This is a genomic window from Nocardia vinacea, from assembly GCF_035920345.1.
In the GTDB taxonomy this organism is placed as follows: Bacteria; Actinomycetota; Actinomycetes; order Mycobacteriales; family Mycobacteriaceae; genus Nocardia; species Nocardia vinacea_A.
The window spans coordinates 6141918-6164239 of the sequence record NZ_CP109149.1 but is presented as its reverse complement, the minus strand read 5'-3'; the positions used below and the strand labels follow the sequence as shown (position 1 = coordinate 6164239).

The window sequence follows — 22322 nt, the reverse complement described above, 5'->3', positions numbered from 1 at the left end:
AGATGCAGATGCCGCCGGGATTCCCGGCCCGCTGATCCATTGGCGCACCCGCCGCTTGTGACTCGCATTCTGGCCGGGCGTATCGTGCGGTTATGACCGGATTGGACCGCCCGCGGCGGTTGCGCCGTACCCCCGCACTACGTCGTCTCGTGGCCGAAACAACTCTCGAGCCACGGCAATTGGTGCTGCCGATGTTCGTTGCCGACGGACTCGACGAGCCGCGCGAGATCAGCTCGATGCCGGGCGTGCTGCAGCATTCGATGGATTCGCTGCGCAAGGCGGCGGTCGAGGCGGTCACCGCGGGTGTGGGCGGGCTCATGCTCTTCGGTGTGCCGCGGCCCGAGGACAAGGATGCGACCGGCAGCAAGGCCAGCGATCCCGACGGCATTCTCAACCGGGGTCTGCGCGCGCTCGCCGACGAGGTCGGCGATTCGACGGTGGTCATGGCCGATACCTGTCTTGACGAATTCACCGATCACGGGCACTGCGGCGTACTGTCCGCGGACGGCGCCGTCGATAACGACGCCACCCTGCACCGTTACGTGGAGATGGCGCTCGCGCAAGCCGAAGCCGGTGCGGATCTGCTCGGTACCAGCGGCATGATGGACGGTCAGGTCGGCGCGATCCGGCGCGGACTGGACGCGGTCGGGCGCACCGATACCGGCATCCTCGCCTACGCGGCGAAGTACGCCTCGGCGTTCTACGGTCCGTTCCGCGAGGCGGTCGCCTCCTCGCTGGAAGGGGATCGGCGCAGTTATCAGCAGGATCCGGCGAACCGCCGCGAGGCGATCCGGGAACTGCAACTGGATCTGGCCGAGGGCGCGGACATCGTGATGGTCAAGCCGGCGATGTCGTATCTGGACATCCTGCGCGATGTCGCCGACCAATCGACGGTGCCGGTGGCCGCGTATCAGATCTCGGGCGAATACGCGATGATCACCGCGGCCGCCCAGCGCGGCTGGATCGACCGCCGCGCCGCCATCCTGGAATCGCTCATCGGCATCCGCCGGGCCGGCGCGGATATGGTGCTCACCTATTGGGCGACCGAGGCCGCGCACTGGCTGTCGTGACGAATCCGCCCAGACCCGAGGCGCCGGGTTCGGAGTCCGGCAGTCCGAAGTCGTTCGAGTCGGAATCGGCGACACCGCAGTCATCCTCCGAGCCGGGCGGTTCGGATTCGGCGCATCGCGAGTCGGACGGGACGGAGTCGCTCGGGTCGAATCCACAGGGGGCGGATGCTCCGGGACCGAATCCCGCGCCACTGCCCGAGGACGTGCATCCAACCGAGGCGTATCCGCCTGGGCCGCAGGGGGCTGAGTCGGCGGAGACCTGGTCACAGGGGGCGGAGGCGCCCGGGACCGCTGAGTCGAATCCGCACGGCTCGAGTCCCGCAGAAGTGCATTCGCACGGTCCGAGTCCAGCGGCAGCGCATGCGCCCGGGCCGATTCCGCCCGGACCGTATCCGCAGGGCGCGATTCCGCCGGGGGCGTATCCACCGATGCCGTATCCGCCCGGGATGTATCCACCAGGACCGTACCCCCGTGGGCCCGTTGTCGTGCCGCGGCCGCGGCCCGAACCGCCGGAGGATCTTCGCACGGCGCGGCAATTGTGGTGGGGCGTAATCGGATTCGGCATTCTGCAGATGATCGGCTCGGTTGTCGCGGCGTTTCAGCAGCGCAAGGATTTCGCGCAGAAGATGTTCGACCAGGTGCACGTCGGCGATCCGAATTTCACGATGGCCGATGCGGAGCTGATGGTCTCGTTGGCCTTCGTTGTGGCTGTGGTGATCGGGTTGGCGCTGGCGGCGTTCGCCTTGCTGTTCGTGCATCAGCTCGTGCGCGGAAAGCTTTGGGCGCGGACGCTTTTGACTGCTGTGGGGGTCTGGTTGGTGCTGGTCGCGGTCGGCACACTGTTCGCGCTGGAAGCGGTAACCGGAGCGGCCTCGCTGGTGGCCGGTGCGGCGGCGATCGTGCAGGGCGTGCTGGCGGCGGGTGCGGTGTATCTGAGTCACCGTCCGGACTCGACCGGGTACTTCCAGATGAATCGCAGGTGAACGAAGGCTGGAGCCGTCCGCGAGTTTGTCAAGAAATCGGCAGCATGTATCGTGAGGGTTGTCACAGAGGACATGGGAACCGGAAGTCATTTGTTACACGTTGTCTTACGTTTTGTAAGTACGTCGACCAGATGGCCCCGGGAGATCGGAGGCATCGATGCGAGTGGTGATCCAACAGCCGCAGAGCATTCGAAGAGATCTGCTTGTACTGAGCCTGCTGATCCTGTTCGCGTTGGTCACCGTCGCGCTGCTGATACTGCCCGGCGCGGTCGGCTGATCCGGGACCGGATGTCGATTCCCGTCGCCGGGCTCGGCTGGCCCTTTCGAGCGACCTGCAAGCAGTCGCTAGCGGCCGGGAGCATGGTGTGACGGATTCCGCGGATGGCGCGACCATCCTGTTCGCCGAACCGGGCGCGCGCTGGCGTTCGGTGGCCTACGGGCCGTTGCTGTGTCTGATCGTGCTGATTCTGGAATTGGTGACCGCTGATCAGGTGCACTGGTTCGCCCTCATTTTCTGTGCGGCGCTGATCGCGGGTTTCGTTGTGCTGCAGGTGATCGCGGGGCAGCGGCATGTGAGCGTCGAGCTGACCCCCGACACGCTGCGCGAGGGCACCGAGACCCTGCCGCTGGCGGTCATCGCTGCGGTGCTGCCCGAGCGGGACGAGGACTCCTGGGATGATGAGGATTGGGAATCGGCGCGCTCGCTCGGCGAATTGAGCGGGTTGCCACGCCGGCGCAGGGGCATCGGGCTGCGGCTCGTCGGTGGTGAATTGGTGCAGGCGTGGGCGAAGAATCACCGCGGACTGCGGGCCGCGCTCACCGAAGCGCTCGGTGGGACCGATGCCGACCTGCCGACGCGGACCGAGGAAACCGAAGACAGCGAGAACGGAGTGGATCGTTGACGCGCTTGATTGCGCTCGGTGACCGGATGCTTCCGGCATTGGTCGAGTTGACACTCGCGCTCGGCTGCGCGGTCCTCGCGGTGGTGAGCTGGCGCAATGGGCTGATCACCACCGCCTTCGCGCCGTCGGGCGACGTGCCCGGCTTCGATTCCACCCGCTACAGCGCTCCGTGGTTGGTGCTCGCCGCTTTCCTGGTCGTGGCGGCCGGGGTGCTCGCGATCGATGCCGTCGCGCGCACGGTGCGTGCCGCGCGCTCGCGCTGAACGAGGGCAATCACCGGCGATCGGCATCGCCTCGGCTGTTGGGTCGCGAATTGCGCGGGAGCATCGTAGGCATGATGCCGATAATTCCATCGTTCTCGCTGCTGAATCTGCTGCCGGTCCCGTTGGCCTGTCTGCTGACCACCGGTTTCGTCGGGTTCTGCTTGGGCGCAACCTCGTAGCACCGCACCTCGGGCGCAACGGCGATCCGGGACGTGCCCTGGCGCATCGGCGGCGACTGCACTAGCGTGCAAGTGCCGCGCCGCGAGGTGCAACGGTCGGCATTCAGTGAATACTGTTGTGGCCGTTATGCTTTCGGCCGGGATCCGAATTGTGTCGACTGGGAGAAATGCTTGTGATTCGTTTTGCCGGGAAAGTGTGCGCTGCGGTCGTTGTGGCAGCCGCGATCGGTGCGGCGCCCGCATGGGCCGCGCCGGGACTGCTGCTGGAGCCCGCCGCCCAGACCGACACTCAGACCGAGGTGGCCCAGCCCGCGCCGATCTTCGTGCCCGATTCGGGTTCGGCGGGTGTGTACAACAACTTCATGTGCCAGCTGCACACCATCTCGGCCTCGGTGCCGTGCATGTACACCTGAGTTCACCCACTCCGGTGGCTGCCGTGGCCCTAGTTCCAGTTCTGGTAAATGTCCAGCGTGCGGCCGTCCCTCGTGCCCGGCGCGTTGAGGTACACGGTGACGGTGCCGTCGGGATGACTGGCCGCCTCCATGATGACCTGGCGCAATGAGGCGTGCACTCCGCCGTTCTCGTCGCGGTGGATCTCGGTGTCGCTCTTCAGTCCGGCGCCGATCCGGTTGAGCGGCACCACCATGGTGACCAACGCGGGCAGTGGTCCGCCGCCTAGGGCCGCGGTCTCCGCGTGATCCAGATGCAGCCCGACCCGGTCAGGCTGACTGACCGGATCCGCGGCGGCTGCGGTCCCGGTGCCGAAGGTGACGGCGGCGGCGAGCGCGGCAAAGATCGTGGCGCTGATGACGGCAAACCGCATTGGACCCTCCCGATGGGCTAGATGGTGCGACGACGCACCGAGATTACGCATCAGTAATCGGTCGGCGACCGATATCGGCCGCAACCATGATCGGCGTGTTGCGCCGGCGGGACTGCGGCGCCTGCGGTCTGCGTCACTCGACTACACCCTGTCGTCGACTCGTTCCAATCGGGCTGAGACACTGGACGTCGTGAGTTCTTCTCCGCGCGTGACCAGGGCATCGGTGCCGGTCTCGGCTCAGCTCTTCGACCGGGCCGCTTCGGTGATTCCGGGTGGTGTGAATTCGCCGGTGCGGGCCTTCAAGTCCGTCGGCGGCACACCGCGATTCATCGCATCGGCCAAGGGCTACACGCTCATCGATGTCGACGGGAACGAGTATGTCGACCTGGTGTGTTCGTGGGGTCCGATGATTCTCGGCCACGCGCATCCCGAGGTGGTCGAGGCGGTGCGGCGCGCGGCCGTCGGCGGACTGTCCTTCGGCGCGCCGACCGAAGGCGAGATCGAACTCGCCGAGCTGATTGCCGAGCGGATGGCGCCGGTGGACCGGGTCCGCCTGGTCAACTCCGGCACCGAGGCCACCATGAGCGCGGTCCGGCTGGCCCGTGGCTACACCGGTCGCGCCAAGATCATCAAATTCTCGGGTTGCTACCACGGCCATGTGGACGCCCTCCTTGCCGACGCCGGATCCGGCGTCGCGACCCTCGGCCTGCCGACCTCGCCCGGTGTCACCGGCGCGCAGGCGGGCGACACCATCGTGCTGCCGTACAACGACATCGAGGCCGTTGCCGCCGCCTTCGCCGCGCATCCTGGTGAAATCGCGTGTGTGATCACCGAGGCGGCCGCGGGCAATATGGGTGCGGTCGCGCCGCTGCCCGGTTTCAACGAGGGCCTGCGCAAGCTGACCGCCGACGACGGCGCGCTGCTGATCATGGACGAAGTGATGACCGGATTCCGGGTGAGCCGGTCTGGTTGGTTCGGCCGCGACGGTGTCGCCGGTGACCTCTACACCTTCGGCAAGGTGATGAGCGGTGGTCTGCCTGCCGCAGCGTTCGGCGGTCGCGCCGAGATCATGAATCACCTTGCGCCGCTTGGTCCGGTGTATCAGGCGGGCACCCTGTCCGGGAACCCGGTTGCCGTCGCCGCCGGCCTCGCCTCGCTGCGTGCGGCCGACGACGCGGTGTACGCCGCACTCGATCGCAATGCCGAGCGCCTGGGCGGCTTGTTCACCGAGGCACTCGGGGCCGCGGGGGTCGAGCATCAGGTCCAGTTCGCGGGCAATATGGTGAGCGTGTTCTTCGCCGACCGTCCGGTCACCGACTACGCCGCCGCCAAAGCCAGCCAGACCTGGCGTTTTCCCGCTTTCTTCCACGCGCTGCTCGACGGCGGTGTGTACGCGCCGCCGAGCGCGTTCGAAGCATGGTTCGTCTCCGCGGCGCTCGACGAGGACGCATTCGACCGTATCGCCGCCGCCCTGCCCGCCGCCGCACATGCGGCCGCGGCCGCCACCCCCGAAGGATCCCGCGCGTGAGTTCCGACCAGCCAGATTCAGAAATGCGCGAACTACCAGATACCCCTGTCGACAGCGCGGAAACGGCCGCCCTCGTCGACGAGTCCGATGCCGCTGCGCCGGTCGACGCCGTCGAGGACGACACCGCCGAGACCATCGTGCACGTGCTGCGGCACGGCGAGGTGCACAACCCGAAGGGCATTCTCTACGGTCGCCTGCCCGGGTTCAGCCTGTCTGTGACCGGTCGGTCGCAGGCCGGTGCGGTGGCGCGGTCGCTGGCCGACCACGACATCGCGGTGGTGATCGCCTCGCCGCTGCAGCGTGCGCAGGAGACCGCCGAGCCGATCGCGCGTCAGCACGGGCTGCTCGTGCGCGCCGACGAGAACCTGATCGAGGCCGGTAATACCTTCGAGGGCCTGCGGGTTTCGGTCGGCGACGGTGCGCTGCGTAAGCCGAGGCACTGGTGGAAGCTGCGCGATCCGTTCACCCCGTCCTGGGGCGAGCCGTATCTGCAGATCGCGCACCGCATGCTGGCCGCGGTCAATAAGGCCAGGGTCGAGGCGGCCGGACACGAGGCGGTGCTGGTCTCGCATCAGCTGCCGGTCTGGACGCTGCGGCGGTTCCTGCAGGGCCAGCGACTCTGGCACGATCCGCGGCACCGGCAGTGCTCGCTCGCCTCGCTGACCTCGCTGGTCTACCAGGGCGACACCCTCGTCGACATCGTCTACTCCGAGCCCGCAGGCGGTTCGGATCCCACGGTGCACGGCGCATGAGAACTTCTTCCCGGCCGTCGGCCCGGCGTTTCGCGCCGGTCCTGCTCGCGTGCGTGGCTCTGGTGGCCGCGCTCGCGGGTTGTTCGACCGGGAAGGATGCGGTGGCCTCCGGCGGTACGTTCGAATTCGTCTCGCCCGGTGGCAAAACCGATATTTTTTACGATCCGCCCGCCGCGCGTGGCACCATCGGCAAGCTCGCCGGGCCGGATCTGATGACCTCGGGCAAGACCACCTCGGTCGCCGACTTCCCGGACAAGGTGGTCGTGCTCAATCTGTGGGGGCAGTGGTGCGGGCCGTGCCGTGCCGAGGCGCCCGCGCTCGAAAAGGTCTACGAGGCAACCAAGGACAGGGGCGTCGTCTTTCTCGGCATCAATGTCCGTGATTTCCAGCAGGACAAGGCACAGGACTTCGTCGTCGACAACAAGGTCGGTTATCCGTCCGTCTACGACCCGTCCATGCGCACCCTGCTCGCGCTCGGCGGCAACTTCCCGACCAGTGTCATTCCCACCACGCTGGTGCTGGATCGGCAACATCGGGTCGCCGCTGTCTTCCTCCGCTCGCTCTTGGCGGAAGACCTCCAACCAGTTGTCGAACGCATTGCCGCGGAAGGTTCGCAGTGACCCCGCACAAGCCGTTCGGCCCATGTCGTAATAACGTCCCGCTCGAAAGCGAGCGGTAGGAAAGGTGCAATCGTGAATCGCGATCGCCGTACTCGTAGCCCGCGTGCCTGTCGCCCGCGGCAGGCCGCCCGTCTCGTTCGCGGTGTCTGGACCGTCGATGATCGCTGGGTCGGCGTTGCCGCCGTACCGCGCAGCGCCGCAGCCGATTCCATGATGGACTTCGCCCCGGAATCGGCGCCGGTGCCCGAGCGTGCTGATCGACCCCCGGTGGAGACCGACTGATGGTGCTTGCCGCAGTAGGTGATTCGTTCCAGCAGACGGCGGCGACGGGGCCGCTGTTATTGGCGCTCGGCGCATGCGTACTGGCCGGACTGGTCTCGTTCGCCTCGCCGTGTGTGGTGCCGCTGGTGCCGGGTTACCTGTCCTATCTGGCCGGGCTGGTCGGCGCCGAGGCGCCGCCCGCCACCGCAATGCAGGCCAAAAGCCTTGGCGGCACAGCGGTTTCGGTCGATCAGGCTGCGGCACGGACGGGTCGGATCCGAGTGGCCGGTGCGGCCGGTTTGTTCGTCGCGGGCTTCACCGTGGTGTTCGTGCTCGCCACCGCAACGGTTTTCGGCGTCATCCAGACCTTGAACGTGAATCGTGAACTGCTGCAACGGGTCGGCGGTGTGGTCACCATCCTGATGGGTCTGGTGTTCATCGGCCTGGTCCCCGCGTTGCAGCGCGATACGCGGATGGAGCCGCGCAGGCTCACCAGTGTTCTGGGCGCTCCGCTGCTCGGCGCGGTCTTCGCGCTCGGTTGGACGCCGTGCCTCGGGCCGACGCTGTCCGGGGTGATGGCGGTTTCGGCCGGGACCGAGGGCACGACGGCCGTGCGCGGCGTCGCGCTGATCGTCGCCTATTGCCTCGGCCTCGGGCTGCCGTTCGTGATCCTGGCCTTCGGGTCGGCGAGTGCGTTGCGCGGGGTCGGTTGGCTGCGGCGCAATTCGCGCACCATTCAGATCATCGGGGGCATATTACTCGTCGCGGTCGGGATCGCGCTGGTCACGGGGGCGTGGGATCAGTTCGTCGCCTGGGTGCGCGACGGGTTCGTTTCCGAGGTGACGCTGCCGATATGACCGTGATCGACAGACCCGAGGCGCCGGTGACGCCGCCCCGCCAGTCGCTACCGGGTCGCGCGTGGGCGCTCGTGCGCAATGCCTGGCGTGGGCTCACCAGCATGCGCACCGCGCTGGTATTGCTGTTCCTGCTGGCTCTGGGCGCGATTCCGGGCGCACTGCTGCCGCAGCGAAACCTCAACGAGGGCAAGGTCGATCAGTACATCGCCGACCGCCCGACGCTCGGACCGTGGATGGACCGGTTCCAGCTGTTCGACGTGTTCTCCAGCTTCTGGTTCACGGCAATCTATGCGCTGCTGTTCATTTCGCTCGTCGGCTGCATTCTGCCGCGCTGCCTGGACCATTATCGCGCGCTGCGCACTCCGCCGGTCCGGGTGCCGCGCAACCTGTCGCGGCTGCCGCACCATTACTCCGAGACGATCGATGGCACCCCGGACGCCGCACTCGAGCACGTTCGAAAAGAGTTGCGCGGCTGGCGGGCCGAGGTGCGCGGCGGCACTCGTGAAGGTGAGATCACTCTCTCCGCGGAGAAGGGTTACACCCGCGAACTCGGCAACCTCGTTTTCCACTTGGCCCTGGTCGGGCTGCTCGTCGCGATCGCGGTCGGCAAGCTGTTCGGTTACGAGGGCAGCGTGATCGTCATCGCGAACAACGGGCCCGGCTTCTGCACTACCTCGCCCGCCGTCTTCGACTCGTTCAAGGCGGGCAATATCAACGACGGCACCGGTATGGCGCCATTGTGCGTGCGGGTCAAGGACTTCAAGGCCGATTACCTGCAGAACGGTCAGGCCGAGATGTTCACCTCGGATATCGAATATCAGGCCGGCGACGATCTGCAGAGCGATACCTGGCGCGATGCGCAGATCCAGGTGAACCATCCGCTGCGCGTCTCGGGGGACCGGTTGTATCTGCAGGGCCACGGTTACGCGCCCACGTTCAGGGTGACCTTCCCGAATGGCCAGACCCGAACCGAGACCGTCCAGTGGCGGCCCGACAATGCGCAGACCTTCCTGTCCAGCGGTGTGCTGCGGATCGATCCGCCCGGCGGCATGTACGCAACCGACGAAGAGCGCCGCAAGAACCAGATCGCCATCGAGGGTCTGTTCGCGCCTACCGCGCTACTGCACGGCAGCTTGCTGACGTCCTCGTTCCCGACCATGAACGATCCGGCCGTCGCGGTGGACATCTATCGCGGCGATACCGGTCTCGATACCGGTAAGCCGCAGTCGCTGTTCGCGCTGGATCCCGAACAGGTCAAGCAGGGGCGACTGACCAAGGAGGCCAGGGTCAATCTGCGTCCCGGCGAGTCGGCGACGCTGCCCAATGGCACCAAGGTCAGCTTCGACGGTGCGCAGGAATTCGTGAATCTGCAGGTATCCCACGATCCGGCGCAGCAGTGGGTGCTGGTGAGCGCGCTGGCCATGATGGCCGGGCTGCTGGTGTCGCTGCTGGTGAAGCGGCGACGCATCTGGATCCGCGTGTACCCGGCCGATGACGAAGCGGGTACCGTTGACAAACGACGCACCGTAGTAGAGATGGGCGGGCTCGCCAGAACCGATCAGGCGGGCTGGGGCGGCGAATTCGATCGCCTGCGCAAGCGCCTGCTCGATGACCGATCCGCCACGGGAGAGTGACCATGCCGATCGACGAGACCATCGCCCAGTACAGCGATCTCTCCTTCAAATCGGCGATCGTCGTGTACGCGCTGGTGCTGGTGCTGCTGATCATGCAGTACGCGGCGGCGCGGACGCAGAAGGTCGTCGCGCGCGAACTGGTGACCGCGGGCGGCGGTTCCGATCGTCCCACCGGACCCGGTCGGGTCGAGACACCGCAGGCCAAGCCGTTCGCCGAACGCGCAGGCAATATGGCGTTCTCGGTGCTGTTCGTCGCCATCGCCCTGCATGTGACCTCGATCGTGTTGCGCGGCTTCGCGACCCACCGCTTCCCGCTCGGCAACATGTACGAATTCGTCACCATGGCGACCGCCGCGGCCGCCGTGGTCGGCATGGTTTTCCTGCGCGAACAGCGCTACCGCTCGATGTGGGTCTTCCTGCTCGTCCCGATCTTGATCCTGCTGTTCCTGGCCGGCACCGTGCTGTACGCCGACGCGGCACCCGTTGTGCCCGCACTTAGGTCGTTCTGGCTGCCCATCCACGTCACCATCGTCAGCATCGGCAGCGGTGTCTTCTTGGTCTCCGGCATAGCCAGCCTGCTGTTCCTCTACCGTCTGCGCCAGCCCGAAGGCGCCGAATCCGACAACATCCTCGGCACCATCGCCCGCCGCCTCCCCGACGCCCGCACCCTGGACCGGTTGGCTTACAAGACCACGATCATCGGGTTCCCGCTCTTCGGAGCCGGAGTCATCCTCGGCGCCATCTGGGCCGAGGCCGCATGGGGTCGGTTCTGGGGCTGGGACCCGAAGGAGACTTGCTCCTTCATCGCCTGGGTCCTGTACGCCGCGTACCTCCACGCCCGCGCGACATCGGGTTGGCGCGACACCAAGGCCGCCTACATCAACATCGCGGGCTTCGTCGCGATGCTCTTCAACCTGTTCATCATCAACATCGTGATCAGCGGTCTGCACTCGTACGCGGGCCTGAACTAGAGCTGACGCGCCGCTGGCATCGTCGATCAGCGGGTAGTGATGGTGGTCAGACGTGGCAGCGTAGTTCGACCAGCATCGTGTCGCCGGGCAGGGCTGCCAGGTAGTCGTATCACTCCGCGGCTAGGTCACGCCATCGCTTCCGCGACCGCCGCCTCCACCCGCGCCACGTCGAGTGCGGGCAGACGTACCGTGATCCTCATACCGGCAATACCGAATCACACCATCCCAGCAACGTTAGGGCACAGCACAATTCCAGACCCCGCATGTCGCGGGGGTCTACCGACGATGCAATGTCATTGGTGGAGAGGTGACTTGGCTCGGGTATGTTGCCGCTCGGCCTACTGGTGGGAGCCGTCGGACTCCAGATGCCTGTGGTGGCAGTGCTGTTCGTGCGTTGACTGTCGGGCGACCCTGGCGACACGGATTGTCGAGGCGCGATCCCTGGCCGATGCGCTCGCCACCCTCTATCGATGGATGCCGATTGGGCGGGGTCTTACAACCGGTGGACGCAGACTACGAATTGGCGTTGTTGGTAGACGATTCCGCGGTCGCTCGAGGAGCAGACGTTCACGTTTGTGGTGTTTTGTTTGACGTCCATGACCCGGACGGCATTGGGGACGCCCCTGGTGTTGCAGTCGAGGCGTTTGGGGTTGTCTTTGTTCGGGTCCATGCAGCCGCCGATTACCCAGTCGATGTCCAGGCAGAGGGCGGCGCGGTTGACGCCGTGCAGGGTGTCGTTGAGGGCGCGGTCGGCGTCGATCGGGCAGGCGGCGTTCTCGGGCGCCTTATCGATGATCTTGTAGTTGGAGGTCGCGCCGCCGCAGGCGGTCTTGCCGAGAGTGGGATTGTCGCCGCTGCCGCCGATTTCGACGCAGTCACCGACCTCGACCTTCAGGCCGCCCGCGATCTTGTCGAAGGTGCTGCGGATGGCGGAGGTGGTCGGTGGGGCCTCGGGGGTGGTCAGTGGCAGTTCGGGGAACGACGGCTCCGGCGAGGTGGTCAGCGCGGCGTCGTTTTGGGCCGCGGGCGATGGGCTGCTCGTGGTGGACTTGTCGTTGCTCAGCGACATCGCCGCCACCGCCACAACGGCAGCGGCTAGCGCGGTTACAGCTATGAAGACCGTCAAGGTGAGACCCGCACGGACACGTTGACGCGACACCTGTGAAGTCCTCCAGGGCTGTTCGAACTCGCGCGCCGAGATACGAAGTTGAAAATTGCAATGGTGAGAGATCACGTCATGCCTACACCATCCGGTGTGTGCGCGTCGAGTCACCTATTTTCGAGGATAAAAAGGATACTTGTGTGAAATGATCATGGGTCGGATGCTGGAATAACGATCGAATAACGATGGCCGTCAGGGGTTTCCTAAATGCCGTGCGGGGCAACAAGCTACGTGGCGCTAGACGCGTCAACCGGCTACCGGGGCCGGCGCTTGTCAGAAGGAAACCTTGATGAAGTTCGGCACGTTCGCCGTCACTCTCGTGTCCATCGCCGCAGTGGGAATCGCGGCGGGAACCGCGAATGCGAAGCCAGCGGAAGTTGCCAAAGAGGTGTCGGCCTCCGGCGTCGAGCAGGGAATCGGTTACCACACAGTGGCTTCCGAAATCTCGGATGGGCACCGGGATCGCGTTCTCACCACCGAGGTCGACAGCGGGAAGTTCGAACTCGCCGACAACGGCACCAAGGTCTTGCTGAAGTCCGATGCCGGCGCTGTGGTGACGGAAGTCCCCTTGACCTACGAGCTCTCCGGCACGAAGGTCGCGGTCGACCAGACGATCTCCGATAACGGCCGGACCCTCGCTCTCACGCCGAAATTGAGCGCCAAGAACATCGGCGAGATGCAGCCGGTCAATTCCATGGCCCGCCTGACCGACGAAATCAACAAGAACATCGTCGGCGTGGTCCTCGGCGGCGTCCTCGGCCTCATCATCGGCGCCATCGTCGGCGTCTTCTTCTTCAGCATCATCACCGGCCCGATCGGCGCGGTAATCGGCGCGATCGCCGGCGGTTACATCATGGGCGGGCAGTCGTTCATGGACGCCCTCATGGCCGTCATCAACGGCGAGCCGTGATCGTTTGACGGGCCGAACGGCACGCTGAGGAGCGTGGCGGCGGCCTTCGGTCGAGGCCGGGGCCGACTTCGCTTCCACATCCCAGGAAGTGCTGTGGCGCGACCTCGGTGGTCGTGAGTGATCATTTGCGACATTGGGCCGTTGCTGGGAGCAGCCAATAAGCACGGACAGTGAGCATGAGGCTTGTTACGCGGCGCTGGCTGACCTGGTCGTCCGATACGGCGACTTCCCGCGCGGCGCGGTCGATGCATCGGTCATTGCGGTCGCGGAACGTCTAGGTCCACGAGAGTGGCGACCCTCGATCATCGCCACTTTCGTCAGGTAGTTCCGAAGCATTGTGTCGCGTTCGGCCTCGTACCAGGCGAAGAAGTTGACCAGGCGTCAGAGGTAGCAATCGGGTTTCGGCACCTTCTGATGCGGGCTTACCGCGCGGTCAATACAGTTGCGCGACTGAGGGCTTCGGGCCCGGAAACTCCTGGCGACCGGAGCGAACGATCAGCGCTCGGCAGACCCGTCACCATCACGATGCTGGCGCGAAATGCGCCAGAGGAATTCGGGGTCGTCGTCCGGCCCCTCGATGCGCTTGCGCTGCGGCGAACGCGTGGGCGGTCCGGCTGTCTTCTCGGGGCCGAACGCCTTCCAGCACAACACCGCGACTGCCACAACTGCGATGAGTGCCAACAGGTACGTCACGTCGCTCACCTCCTGCTAACGAGGGTAGTCGCGTGCGTAGCCTTCGAACACCGCAGACACGAAATTGGTGGGTGCGGGCCCCTAGACAGGAAGATCGAACTCACAGCTACAGGCCCGCGGACCATGATCAGCGTGCGGTTGCCTCGGTGGTGAGCGACTGGAGCAGCTGAAGTACTTCGGATTCGCGGAACCGGCGATGACCGCCCGGCGTCCGCAGTGATCCCAGGCGCCCGGCGTGGGCCCAACGGGTGACGGTCTTCGGATCGACGTGGAACATGGCGGCGACTTGGCCCGGTGTCAGCAGGGTGTCCTGGCCGCCGACGGTGATCGCAGTCATAGCAAACCTCTCCGTTCTCGACAGTTCCCTCATCAGATGGCGCCATCGTTGCACTGCAACCCCTAGGTACTCGAACCACCTACAGTTGGTAAAGGGGAAGTAATAGACAAAACGGATACGAGCCCTGGTCAGGCGTAGTCGGACGCAGTCCGTCTCTGGTTCCTTGCGCTTGGCCTGGCACCGGCGAGGCCACCGCTTACCTCGACCGGAGGTATCGCCGAGGGTGGGCCATAGCTTCGCATAGGCTGGACGACGTGAGTGACGCAACGCCACCGAAGGGTGAACCCGCACAGCAAACCGCTGGCGTCGGCGCGCGGCTGGCCCGCAATCTGGCGCTGTACACGCTCGCCAGGCTGGCGCTGGTCGTCGTCATCGCCGCTGCGATCATCGGTGTCGCCCGGCTCGTCTCGGTGGATGTCCCGTGGTTGGTCGCCGCGCTGTTCGCGTTGATCATCGCGATGCCGCTGTCGCTGACGCTGTTCAAGAAATTGCGCGCTCGGGTCAACGAGGACATCGCGGTAGTCGATGCGAAGCGTCGCCAGGACAAGGCGCAGCTGCGTGCCCGGCTGCGTGGTGACGACGACCCGAACGGTGCCGCCTCGTGAAGTACTGCGATCGCAGTACGCCACGCGCCTGGGTCGACAATGCCGTGCGGCTCATCGAGGCCGACACCCAGCGCAGCGCCGACACGCATCTGATCCGGTACCCGCTGCCCGCCGCCTGGCATGTCCAGCTGTACCTGAAGGACGAGTCGACCCACATCACCGGCAGCCTCAAGCACCGGCTGGCGCGGTCGCTGTTCCTGTACGCGATCTGCAACGGCTGGGTCACCGAGGGCACCACGGTGGTCGAGGCGTCGTCCGGTTCGACCGCGGTCAGCGAGGCGTATTTCGCCAAATTGCTCGGCCTGGATTTCGTCGCGGTGATGCCGGCGAGCACCTCGCCGCAGAAGATCGAGTTGATCGAAGCTCAGGGCGGCCGTTGCCATTTCGTGCAGCGCCCACCGGAGATGTACACCGAGGCAGCGCGGCTGGCCGCCGAATGCGGTGGCCACTTCATGGATCAGTTCACCCATGCCGAGCGTGCCACCGACTGGCGCGGCAATAACAACATCGCCGAATCCATCTTCCAGCAAATGGAATTGGAGGCGCATCCGGTGCCGGACTGGGTCGTGGTCGGCGCGGGTACCGGCGGCACCAGTGCCACTATCGGTCGCTATATCCGCTATCACCGATACCCGTCGAAACTGGCCGTGGTCGACCCGGAGAACTCCGCGTTCTACGGCGGCTACGAAACCGCCGACGCCGGATATCAGACCGGAATGCCTTCGCGCATAGAGGGAATCGGCCGCCCGCGAGTGGAGCCGTCGTTCATCGGTCAGGTGGTGGATCGGATGATCGAGGTGCCCGATGCCGCATCGATCGCCACTGCCAGGCACGCGAGTCGGGTAATCGGCCGCCGCGTAGGCGGTTCCACCGGAACCAATCTGTGGGGTGCGTTCGCACTCATTGCCGAAATGATCTTCACCGGACGTGCGGGCAGTGTCGTCACGCTGCTCTGTGACGGCGGAGATCGTTATGCCGGAACGTATTTCGATGACTCATGGGTCGAGGCGCAGGGCATGAATCTCACCGAACCCGCCGCGATCCTGGAGAAGTTCGCCGCGACCGGAATCTGGTCCGGCTAGCACGCGATATCGCAAACCCGGCCGCAGCGTCGGGGTTTCTCTTGCGGCGAATCTCGTCAATTTTCGTTGACAACTCCGGAGTTCGTCAATCAAAATTGACGACATGACTGAAGCAACCACACTGGCGGCCGCCGCAGGCAGCCCGGACCCCAAGGTCGGGCTGCGTGCGGTGCTCGCACTGCGTCGGCTGCTCGAACGGCTGGAGGCGATCCAGGTGACCAATGCCCGCGAACAGGGCTGGTCCTGGCAGGCGATCGCGGAGGCGCTCGAGGTCAGCAAGCAGGCGGTCCACCAGAAATACAACCGGAGAGGCGGGAACCGCTGATGTTCGAACGGTTCAGTAGGTCGGCGCGGACGGCGATCGTCATCGCTCAGGAAGACGCGCGGGAACTGCGCGCACCCAGGATCGAGGTGGAGCATGTCCTGCTCGGTCTGTTGGCACAGGGCGAGCCGGAATTGAAGACACTGCTCGAGGAGGCGGGGCTCACCCACCGAGAGGTCCTGAAAACCCTGGGCCAGCAGGCCAAAGGCCAGCCGCTCGGCGCGGAGGACGCCGAGGCGCTGCGTTCGATCGGCATCGATCTGGATGCGGTGCGCGAGAGCCTGGAGGCCACCTTCGGCGAGGATGCGCTGGAACGGGCCGTGCCCGAGGAGCGGTCCCGATTCGGCCGCGGCCGCGATCGGAACTGGGGTCACATCCCGTTCACCAGAGATGCCAAGAAGGTGTTGGAGTTGGGACTTCGCGAAGCCCTGGCCCGTAAGGACAGGTCCATCGAATCCGGGCATCTGCTGCTCGGCATTCTGCGCGCGCCCAATGCGACCACCACCCGCATCCTCGGCGGTTCGGAAGCGATCGATGCGCTCCGACCGAAGGTGCACGCGCTGCTCGACCGTGCCGCGTGAGGGGTCGGGCAGGTACGCGCCGCCCGATTCACGTCTTGTGGCAGCACATTCCCGCCCGTCGGGCCTAGCATCAAGCCATGCAGCTTCTGATTCGCTTGATCATCAACGCCGTTGCCATCTGGCTGGCGGCAGCCTGGGTCGACAAGATCGAGATTTGGAGTCCCGAGGACAAGGGCAATGGCGGAAAAGTCATTGTCATCCTGGCCGTCGCCGTGGTCTTCACCGTGGTGAACGCCCTGGTCAAGCCGATCGTGAAACTTCTATCGCTACCGCTGGTCATCGTCACCCTCGGCCTGTTTCTTCTGGTGATCAACGCGCTGATGTTGTGGCTCACCGCGAAGATCACCGAGACCACCGACTACGGCCTGCGTATCGACGGCTTCTGGGCAGCTGTGTGGGGCGGCATCATTGTCGCGGTGGTCAACTGGATCCTCGGCATCCTGGTTCCGGACGGCGACGACTAGCAGCTTCGTGGCGCGCTCACGGCTCGTTCGAAGGCGGAATGGGTCTGAGCGTGCATTCTTCGGGCGAACGAGGCGGAAATTGCCGAATTCGGCCGGAAAGTGCACGTTTGGATCCGCCGGCGACAACCGAATGCCGCGCTTCGCGGTCCCTAACCAGCGATGCCGAGCGCCAACGCGGTAACCGCCGACCACGCCAACAGCGCCAACCCCGAATCGCGCAGCGCCGGAATCAATTCCAGCCCACCCTTGCCGGAGCGCACCGGTGCGTTGGCGCGCACCGCCAACGGCACGGCGACCAGCCCGACCAGCGCCCACGGCGTGCGGACGACCAACAGCAGCGTCGCGATGAACGGCACCGCGAGCAGCGCCAGGTGCAGCGTCCGGGTCCGCGGATCGCCGAGTTTGACCGCGAGCGTGACCTTCCCGGATTCGGTATCGGTCGGAATATCGCGCAGGTTATTGGCCACCAGCACCGCGCTCGAGAACGCCCCGACCCCGATCGCCAGCACCAGACCCGCCCATTCGATCTGCTCGGCCTGTACGAATTCGGTACCGAGTACCCCGATCAGACCGAAGAAGACGAAGACCGCCAGCTCACCGAACCCGCTGTAGCCGTAGGGCTTGCTGCCGCCGGTGTAGAACCAGGCACCGGCCAAGCAGGCCAGGCCGACCAGCAGCAACCACCACGCCGTCGCGATGACGAGCACCAGCCCGAAGACCGCGCCGATGGCCAGGCTGATGATCGCGGCATTCTTGACAGCGGCCGGCGAGGCGAGCTTCTGCCCGACCAGCCGCAGTGGACCGACCCGCACGTCATCGGTGCCGCGGATGCCGTCGGAGTAGTCGTTGGCGTAATTCACCCCGATGATCAGGGCCAGCGAAACCAGCAGCGCGAGAACCGCTTTCCACCACACCGCGCCATCGATGGAGGCGGCGGCGCCGGTTCCGGCGAGGACAGGGGCGATCGCGTTCGGCAGGGTACGGGGCCGTGCGCCCTCGATCCATTGCGCTGCAGTAGCCATGTTCGCAGCCTAATGCGCGGCCGCGGTTCGGTCCGCTCGGGCGGTTCAGTTGGCTTCGGCGGCGGCCTTCAGTCGGTCGAGGCCCTTTTCGAAGTCCTTGCCGATCATATTGTCGATCGGGAACACCTTTCCGATCACGCCCATCAGGCCCTTGTGCTGGCCTCTCATCCGCCAGACCACCTCGGTGCGGGGTTCTCCTCCTTCGAGGGCCGAGACCGGGTTCAGCTCGAAGGTCGTCTCGTTGGTGGCCTTGAACGGCTTCTCGAAGGCCAGCCGGATACCTATTTCCCGGTCGTCACTGGAGGTGATCTCCATGCTGCCGCGACCGGCCTTGCGGTTGCCGTCCCAGGCGTACTGGGCGCCGACTCCAGCGTCCGGCCCGGAGTACTTCCGCTGCAGTTGCGGATCGACGTCCTCCCACGGCGACCACTTGGTCCACTCGTGGAAGTTATCGATCAGCCCATGAATGCGCGCGGGCTCGGCCGTGATCACAGCCTGCCGAACGATTTCGAACTCAGCCATGCGCACAGCGTAAGCGCCTTACCGGTCCGAACAGGGGCGAAAAACCATGTCAGCCTGGCAGACAGTATTCGATTTCGGCACTCCCGGGTCCCTTCATGGGCCCACCCGTCTCCCACCGCCACCCTCGACGGACGGCCTGGCGGCCGACTGTTCTTGCCCTTGCGCTACCGCCTCCGGACCCGTCGCTCGCGCCGGGGCTCGCATACGATAACCACGGAATGTTTCCCGATCAGAGCGGCCCGAACGGCCGAAGTCAAACCCTGACGACGCCCGCAGGCGAATCGGTCGTAGTGGCCCTGCTGGGCGAAATCGCGCTACGCCGAGACGGCACGCTCGCCGCGCTCCCCGGCGCACGGTCGCGACTGCTGCTCGCCGCGCTGGCCCTGCGTCCCGGCCGCAGCCGCAGTGCCCAGGCGCTGATCGATGAGGTGTGGGGTGAGCAGCCGCCGCGCGCGCCGATGAACGCGCTGCACACCCAGGTGTCGCGGCTGCGCTCGGCGCTACCGGATGCGGCCCTCGAGATCGGCCCGGCGGGCTACCGCCTGAGGCTGACCGCCGATCAGGTCGATCTGACCCTCGTGGACGACTTGGTGCACGCGGCCCGCGTCAAACAAGCCGACGGTGACCACGCCGGATGTCTCGAGGTGCTGACCCAGGCCAGATCGCTCTGGCGCGGCGAGCCCGGTGCTGACTTACCTGCGGGCGACCTCGCCGACGAACTGCGCACAGCGGCCGCGCACCGGTGGTCCGAACTGGAGGCGATCGAGGTCGCCGCCCGGGTCGCCACCGGTGATCTCGACGGTGCGGTGGCCATCACCCGCCGCACCGCGGTCGCAAAGCCACTCGACGAGGCCGCGCACGCCACCTTGATGCGGCTGCTCGCCGCGGCCGGGCGGCCGAACGAAGCCCTCGATGTCTTCGCATCGATGCGCGGGCGGCTGGTCGAAGAACTCGGCGCGGATCCGGGCCCGGCGCTGGTGGAACTCAATACCGCGATCCTGCGCGGTGATCCGGTGCCCGGATTCGCATCGCGGGCCGATCATGGTGGGGCCGTGCCGAAGCCGACGCCCGCTACGAATTCGGCCACATCGGGTGATCCGACGGTATCGGTCGCGGTAGGTGATTCGGCCGCGCGGTATTCCGCCGGCCGGGACTCGGTGTCACTGGATTCGATTGGACGAGTTTCCGATTCGGCCGTTGCCGCACCGCAGAGTGCCCTCGCCGCGATCGGACTGCGCGCGGCCCCCAATGCGCTGCTCGGACGTGCCGCCGATCTGGACGCACTCGAGCAACTGCTGCACCGCTCCCGGGTGACGACCGTCCTCGGCCCCGGCGGCACCGGAAAGACCAGGGTGGCCAACGAATTGGGTGCTCGGGTCGCGCGCAGCGAATCCGTGGTGCTGGTGGAGCTGGCGTCGGTACGGGCCGATACGGCCGCCGACGCCGACCCACGCGCCGATATCGAAGCCGCGATCAGCACGACCCTCGGCCTCGGCGAGATCGTCCGGGAGACGGCATGGCGGCGCTCCACCGGCTACAGCGATGCCGGTCGGCGATTGCGAGATGCGCTCGCGGCCCGTCCGACGCTGTTGATATTGGACAACTGTGAGCATCTGATCGACGCGGTCGCCGAAGTGGTCGCCGATCTGGTCGGCAGCTGCGACCAGCTCAGTGTCCTTACCACAAGCCGAGCACCACTGGCGATCACCGCGGAAACGGTCTATCCGCTGGCGCCCTTGGCAATCGACGCGGCCGGATCACCGGCCACCGACCTGTTCATGGCCAGAGCGCGTGCGGTGCGGCCGACCGTGCGCCTGGATGCCGAAGTGGTGGCCCGGCTGTGCGGCACGCTGGACGGCCTGCCGCTGGCCATCGAGCTCGCGGCCGCCCGCGTGCGGACCATGAGCGTCGAGGAAATCGAGACCCGCCTGGAACACCGATTCGCCTTGCTGCGCAGCGGAGATCGCTCCTCGCCGGAACGGCACCGCACCTTGCACGCCGTCATCGCGTGGAGCTGGAATCTGCTCGAAGCGCCGCAACAGATCGCCTTGCGCAGGCTGTGCCGCTTTCCGGCCGGATTCACCCTCGATGCAGCCGAAGTGGTGGCGGGTGGCCCGGATGTAGACGATGTGACCACGGCCGTGGACGGACTGGTCAGCCAATCGCTGCTCACAGTCCTGGACGACGACGAGGGCCTGATCGGAACCCGCTACCGAATGCTGGAAACGGTGCGCGAATTCGGTGAGGAACAGCTCGCACTGACCGGGTCCGATGCTGCGGCAGGCATTTCGGGTGCGGTCGACGAGCGTCCGGTGGTGATGGATCGGATGTCGCGCTGGGCCCGTGACTATTCGATCGCCACGGTGCACCGTTATCTCTCCGACGAGCAGGTGGCCACGGTGCTCTCGGTCGGTGCGGAGCTCGACAACCTTGTCACGGTGCTGCGATATGCGTTGGAGCGCAGGGACGCCCGCACGGTGTACCGAGTGTTCCCGATCGTCGGCACGCTATGGGTAATGCGCGGCGCGCACATGGAGCTGAGCAGCTGGGCGCGCCGGATTCTCCCCCTGGCACCCGAACCCGGTCCGGTGCGCGGTACGGTCGCGGATCTGCAGATGCTCGCGCACCTGCAGATCGGTATGCACATGTTGTACCTGAACAGCGGTCTGCGTCAGGTGGCGACCACGCGGGCACGGATCCGTCGATTGCTCAGCACTGCAATCGATCTCAATAGTGGAGCGCGTTTTCTCGGCGTCATGGCCTGCGGGGATATCTCGGGCTCGGATTCGCCGAGGCTGTTCGCGGACGGCGCCCGGTCGCCGGACCCCCTGGTGCGCGCCGCGGCGGTGTTCATGCGCGCCAATGTCCGGGAAAACTCCGGCCATGTCTACGGTTCCACCCGGGACGCGAAAGCCGCCCTGCAGCTGATCGAGGGAAGCGATGTCTGGGGGACGGCCATGGTCACCCAGCATCTCGGGCAGCTCGCCGGACAGACCGCACACTATGCCGATGCGGTGGTGTACTACCGCCGGGCCGCGGAACTGTTGCGGGAGTTGCGCGCACACGAGGAAGCCGTGGAGATGCGCAGCTATCTCGCGGTGTCGTTGATCGGCGCGGGTCGGCTCGACGAGGCGCGGCGGGAATTGGGCTTCGCGCTCGGCGCCGCAGATGGCGATCCGGCGCACGGTACCGCGATCGACGATCCGCACATCCGACGCAACCACCGCCTGGCGCCGGTTGTCATCGGAATGGCGGAACTCGAACTTGCCGAGGGCGATACCGACGCCGGGCTGCGCCATTATCGGCGGGCACTGGACCTGTACGGCTGGCCCGATGACGAACCGATGCCCGGCCCGGGCATCCTGATGACCGCGAGCGGCGCCGTGGACGCATACGTGCTGCACGGGCGGGCGGCGGAGGCCGACGATATCGCGCGCACGCTGATTCGCCTCGCGACGGGCCGACTCGGGCAGTTCTACGACCTGCCACAGATCGGCGCGGTCGGCAACGCGGTCGGAACATTTTATCTCGCGGTCGGACGCGATTCGAAGATCGGCTTGGAGTTGCTTTCGCTGGCCACCAAGGTGACGGCGCGACAGGACAATCCGTCGGCCCAATTGCGACATCACGCGGCACTGCACCGAACAACGGTGGGGGACGGGCGCTTCGACGAAGCACTGACCCGGGCCGCCGGCATGCGTCGGCGGCAGGCGGCGGCCAGGATCCTCGACCTCCTACAGGAACTGTCGTGCGACAACGAAAATCGCGGTGGGTGACTC

Annotated in this window: 25 protein-coding genes; 19 read left to right on the top strand and 6 right to left on the bottom strand. The window is 66.1% G+C overall.

Going from position 1 to position 22322, the window contains the following annotated elements:
* Positions 1-92 precede the first annotated feature (92 nt).
* The 5 genes from hemB to OIE68_RS27970 all read left to right on the top strand — a co-directional run bounded on the left by hemB (position 93) and on the right by OIE68_RS27970 (position 3810).
* Positions 93-1070 carry a porphobilinogen synthase gene (hemB, locus tag OIE68_RS27990; RefSeq protein ID WP_327094048.1) on the top strand — a complete coding sequence of 326 codons (978 nt, stop codon included), beginning with the start codon at positions 93-95 and terminating at the stop codon, positions 1068-1070.
* Complete coding sequence (locus OIE68_RS27985; RefSeq protein ID WP_327094047.1) at positions 1067-2053, top strand: hypothetical protein; 987 nt, start codon at positions 1067-1069, stop codon at positions 2051-2053. Before hemB ends, OIE68_RS27985 begins: the two co-directional genes overlap by 4 nt.
* A gap of 365 nt (positions 2054-2418) precedes the next feature.
* Entirely contained in the window at positions 2419-2955 is a 537-nt protein-coding gene (locus tag OIE68_RS27980; RefSeq protein WP_327094046.1) for a hypothetical protein, read from the top strand.
* The gene (locus OIE68_RS27975) at positions 2952-3218 is read left to right on the top strand and encodes a hypothetical protein (RefSeq protein ID WP_327094045.1); all 267 of its coding nucleotides are present in this window, start codon (positions 2952-2954) and stop codon (positions 3216-3218) included. The genes OIE68_RS27980 and OIE68_RS27975 overlap by 4 nt, the downstream gene beginning before the upstream one ends.
* A 346-nt stretch (positions 3219-3564) precedes the next feature.
* The gene (locus OIE68_RS27970) at positions 3565-3810 is read left to right on the top strand and encodes a hypothetical protein (RefSeq protein ID WP_327094044.1); all 246 of its coding nucleotides are present in this window, start codon (positions 3565-3567) and stop codon (positions 3808-3810) included.
* Between the two features lie 29 nt (positions 3811-3839).
* Here the strand turns inward: OIE68_RS27970 and OIE68_RS27965 are convergent, their stop codons facing one another.
* Positions 3840-4220, bottom strand: coding sequence for a hypothetical protein (locus tag OIE68_RS27965; protein ID WP_327094043.1), 381 nt, complete (start codon positions 4218-4220; stop codon positions 3840-3842).
* Positions 4221-4410: 190 nt separating this feature from the next.
* Between OIE68_RS27965 and hemL the strand changes: the two genes are divergently transcribed.
* From hemL to ccsB, 7 genes are all read left to right on the top strand, one after another.
* Positions 4411-5748, top strand: a complete 1338-nt coding sequence (hemL, locus tag OIE68_RS27960; protein WP_327094042.1) for a glutamate-1-semialdehyde 2,1-aminomutase — start codon at positions 4411-4413, stop codon at positions 5746-5748.
* Entirely contained in the window at positions 5745-6500 is a 756-nt protein-coding gene (locus OIE68_RS27955) for a histidine phosphatase family protein (protein ID WP_327094041.1), read from the top strand. Before hemL ends, OIE68_RS27955 begins: the two co-directional genes overlap by 4 nt.
* Positions 6497-7120: a TlpA disulfide reductase family protein gene (locus OIE68_RS27950; RefSeq protein ID WP_327094040.1), complete on the top strand. Its 624-nt coding sequence runs from the start codon at positions 6497-6499 to the stop codon at positions 7118-7120. Before OIE68_RS27955 ends, OIE68_RS27950 begins: the two co-directional genes overlap by 4 nt.
* Before the next feature lie 72 nt (positions 7121-7192).
* Positions 7193-7402 (top strand): hypothetical protein, encoded by a 210-nt coding sequence (locus tag OIE68_RS27945; protein ID WP_327094039.1) that lies wholly within the window; start codon positions 7193-7195, stop codon positions 7400-7402.
* Positions 7402-8238, top strand: a complete 837-nt coding sequence (locus tag OIE68_RS27940; protein ID WP_327094038.1) for a cytochrome c biogenesis CcdA family protein — start codon at positions 7402-7404, stop codon at positions 8236-8238. Before OIE68_RS27945 ends, OIE68_RS27940 begins: the two co-directional genes overlap by 1 nt.
* Positions 8235-9872: a cytochrome c biogenesis protein ResB gene (gene resB / locus OIE68_RS27935; RefSeq protein WP_327094037.1), complete on the top strand. Its 1638-nt coding sequence runs from the start codon at positions 8235-8237 to the stop codon at positions 9870-9872. Before OIE68_RS27940 ends, resB begins: the two co-directional genes overlap by 4 nt.
* A 2-nt stretch (positions 9873-9874) precedes the next feature.
* Entirely contained in the window at positions 9875-10843 is a 969-nt protein-coding gene (gene ccsB, locus OIE68_RS27930; protein ID WP_327094036.1) for a c-type cytochrome biogenesis protein CcsB, read from the top strand.
* 493 nt (positions 10844-11336) lie between these two features.
* Here the strand turns inward: ccsB and lppU are convergent, their stop codons facing one another.
* The gene (gene lppU / locus OIE68_RS27925) at positions 11337-12002 is read right to left on the bottom strand and encodes an LppU family putative lipoprotein (RefSeq protein ID WP_327094035.1); all 666 of its coding nucleotides are present in this window, start codon (positions 12000-12002) and stop codon (positions 11337-11339) included.
* A 292-nt stretch (positions 12003-12294) separates the two neighbouring features.
* Between lppU and OIE68_RS27920 the strand changes: the two genes are divergently transcribed.
* A complete protein-coding gene (locus OIE68_RS27920) occupies positions 12295-12915 on the top strand; it encodes a hypothetical protein (RefSeq protein ID WP_063045382.1) in 621 nt (206 codons plus the stop codon).
* 495 nt (positions 12916-13410) lie between these two features.
* Here the strand turns inward: OIE68_RS27920 and OIE68_RS27915 are convergent, their stop codons facing one another.
* Together OIE68_RS27915 and OIE68_RS27910 are read right to left on the bottom strand one after the other, a co-directional pair.
* Positions 13411-13608, bottom strand: coding sequence for a hypothetical protein (locus OIE68_RS27915; RefSeq protein WP_327094034.1), 198 nt, complete (start codon positions 13606-13608; stop codon positions 13411-13413).
* Between the two features lie 127 nt (positions 13609-13735).
* Positions 13736-13945, bottom strand: coding sequence for a BldC family transcriptional regulator (locus tag OIE68_RS27910; protein ID WP_040696172.1), 210 nt, complete (start codon positions 13943-13945; stop codon positions 13736-13738).
* Positions 13946-14199: 254 nt separating this feature from the next.
* Between OIE68_RS27910 and OIE68_RS27905 the strand changes: the two genes are divergently transcribed.
* The 5 genes from OIE68_RS27905 to OIE68_RS27885 all read left to right on the top strand — a co-directional run bounded on the left by OIE68_RS27905 (position 14200) and on the right by OIE68_RS27885 (position 16999).
* Positions 14200-14550: a DUF4229 domain-containing protein gene (locus tag OIE68_RS27905; RefSeq protein ID WP_327094033.1), complete on the top strand. Its 351-nt coding sequence runs from the start codon at positions 14200-14202 to the stop codon at positions 14548-14550.
* Positions 14547-15632 carry a PLP-dependent cysteine synthase family protein gene (locus OIE68_RS27900; RefSeq protein ID WP_327094032.1) on the top strand — a complete coding sequence of 362 codons (1086 nt, stop codon included), beginning with the start codon at positions 14547-14549 and terminating at the stop codon, positions 15630-15632. Before OIE68_RS27905 ends, OIE68_RS27900 begins: the two co-directional genes overlap by 4 nt.
* A gap of 103 nt (positions 15633-15735) precedes the next feature.
* Entirely contained in the window at positions 15736-15957 is a 222-nt protein-coding gene (locus OIE68_RS27895) for a hypothetical protein (RefSeq protein ID WP_040696163.1), read from the top strand.
* Complete coding sequence (locus OIE68_RS27890; protein WP_327094031.1) at positions 15957-16535, top strand: Clp protease N-terminal domain-containing protein; 579 nt, start codon at positions 15957-15959, stop codon at positions 16533-16535. Before OIE68_RS27895 ends, OIE68_RS27890 begins: the two co-directional genes overlap by 1 nt.
* A gap of 77 nt (positions 16536-16612) precedes the next feature.
* Entirely contained in the window at positions 16613-16999 is a 387-nt protein-coding gene (locus OIE68_RS27885; RefSeq protein ID WP_327094030.1) for a phage holin family protein, read from the top strand.
* Between the two features lie 149 nt (positions 17000-17148).
* Here OIE68_RS27885 and OIE68_RS27880 read toward each other — a convergent pair whose 3' ends face one another.
* Positions 17149-18021, bottom strand: coding sequence for a 1,4-dihydroxy-2-naphthoate polyprenyltransferase (locus tag OIE68_RS27880; RefSeq protein WP_327094029.1), 873 nt, complete (start codon positions 18019-18021; stop codon positions 17149-17151).
* A gap of 45 nt (positions 18022-18066) precedes the next feature.
* Positions 18067-18543, bottom strand: coding sequence for an SRPBCC family protein (locus OIE68_RS27875; RefSeq protein WP_327094028.1), 477 nt, complete (start codon positions 18541-18543; stop codon positions 18067-18069).
* Positions 18544-18761: 218 nt separating this feature from the next.
* Between OIE68_RS27875 and OIE68_RS27870 the strand changes: the two genes are divergently transcribed.
* Complete coding sequence (locus tag OIE68_RS27870) at positions 18762-22319, top strand: AfsR/SARP family transcriptional regulator (protein WP_327094027.1); 3558 nt, start codon at positions 18762-18764, stop codon at positions 22317-22319.
* Positions 22320-22322 lie beyond the last annotated feature (3 nt).

Coding starts and splice junctions, on each gene's coding strand:
- OIE68_RS27910 (WP_040696172.1), bottom strand. CDS start 13,945: ATGACTGCGATCACCGTCGGCGGCCAGGACACCCTGCTGACACCGGGC.
- OIE68_RS27885 (WP_327094030.1), top strand. CDS start 16,613: ATGCAGCTTCTGATTCGCTTGATCATCAACGCCGTTGCCATCTGGCTG.
- OIE68_RS27950 (WP_327094040.1), top strand. CDS start 6,497: ATGAGAACTTCTTCCCGGCCGTCGGCCCGGCGTTTCGCGCCGGTCCTG.
- OIE68_RS27870 (WP_327094027.1), top strand. CDS start 18,762: ATGTTTCCCGATCAGAGCGGCCCGAACGGCCGAAGTCAAACCCTGACG.
- OIE68_RS27890 (WP_327094031.1), top strand. CDS start 15,957: ATGTTCGAACGGTTCAGTAGGTCGGCGCGGACGGCGATCGTCATCGCT.
- OIE68_RS27920 (WP_063045382.1), top strand. CDS start 12,295: ATGAAGTTCGGCACGTTCGCCGTCACTCTCGTGTCCATCGCCGCAGTG.
- resB (WP_327094037.1), top strand. CDS start 8,235: ATGACCGTGATCGACAGACCCGAGGCGCCGGTGACGCCGCCCCGCCAG.
- hemB (WP_327094048.1), top strand. CDS start 93: ATGACCGGATTGGACCGCCCGCGGCGGTTGCGCCGTACCCCCGCACTA.
- OIE68_RS27895 (WP_040696163.1), top strand. CDS start 15,736: ATGACTGAAGCAACCACACTGGCGGCCGCCGCAGGCAGCCCGGACCCC.
- OIE68_RS27875 (WP_327094028.1), bottom strand. CDS start 18,543: ATGGCTGAGTTCGAAATCGTTCGGCAGGCTGTGATCACGGCCGAGCCC.
- OIE68_RS27970 (WP_327094044.1), top strand. CDS start 3,565: ATGCTTGTGATTCGTTTTGCCGGGAAAGTGTGCGCTGCGGTCGTTGTG.
- OIE68_RS27965 (WP_327094043.1), bottom strand. CDS start 4,220: ATGCGGTTTGCCGTCATCAGCGCCACGATCTTTGCCGCGCTCGCCGCC.
- ccsB (WP_327094036.1), top strand. CDS start 9,875: ATGCCGATCGACGAGACCATCGCCCAGTACAGCGATCTCTCCTTCAAA.
- OIE68_RS27880 (WP_327094029.1), bottom strand. CDS start 18,021: ATGGCTACTGCAGCGCAATGGATCGAGGGCGCACGGCCCCGTACCCTG.
- OIE68_RS27940 (WP_327094038.1), top strand. CDS start 7,402: ATGGTGCTTGCCGCAGTAGGTGATTCGTTCCAGCAGACGGCGGCGACG.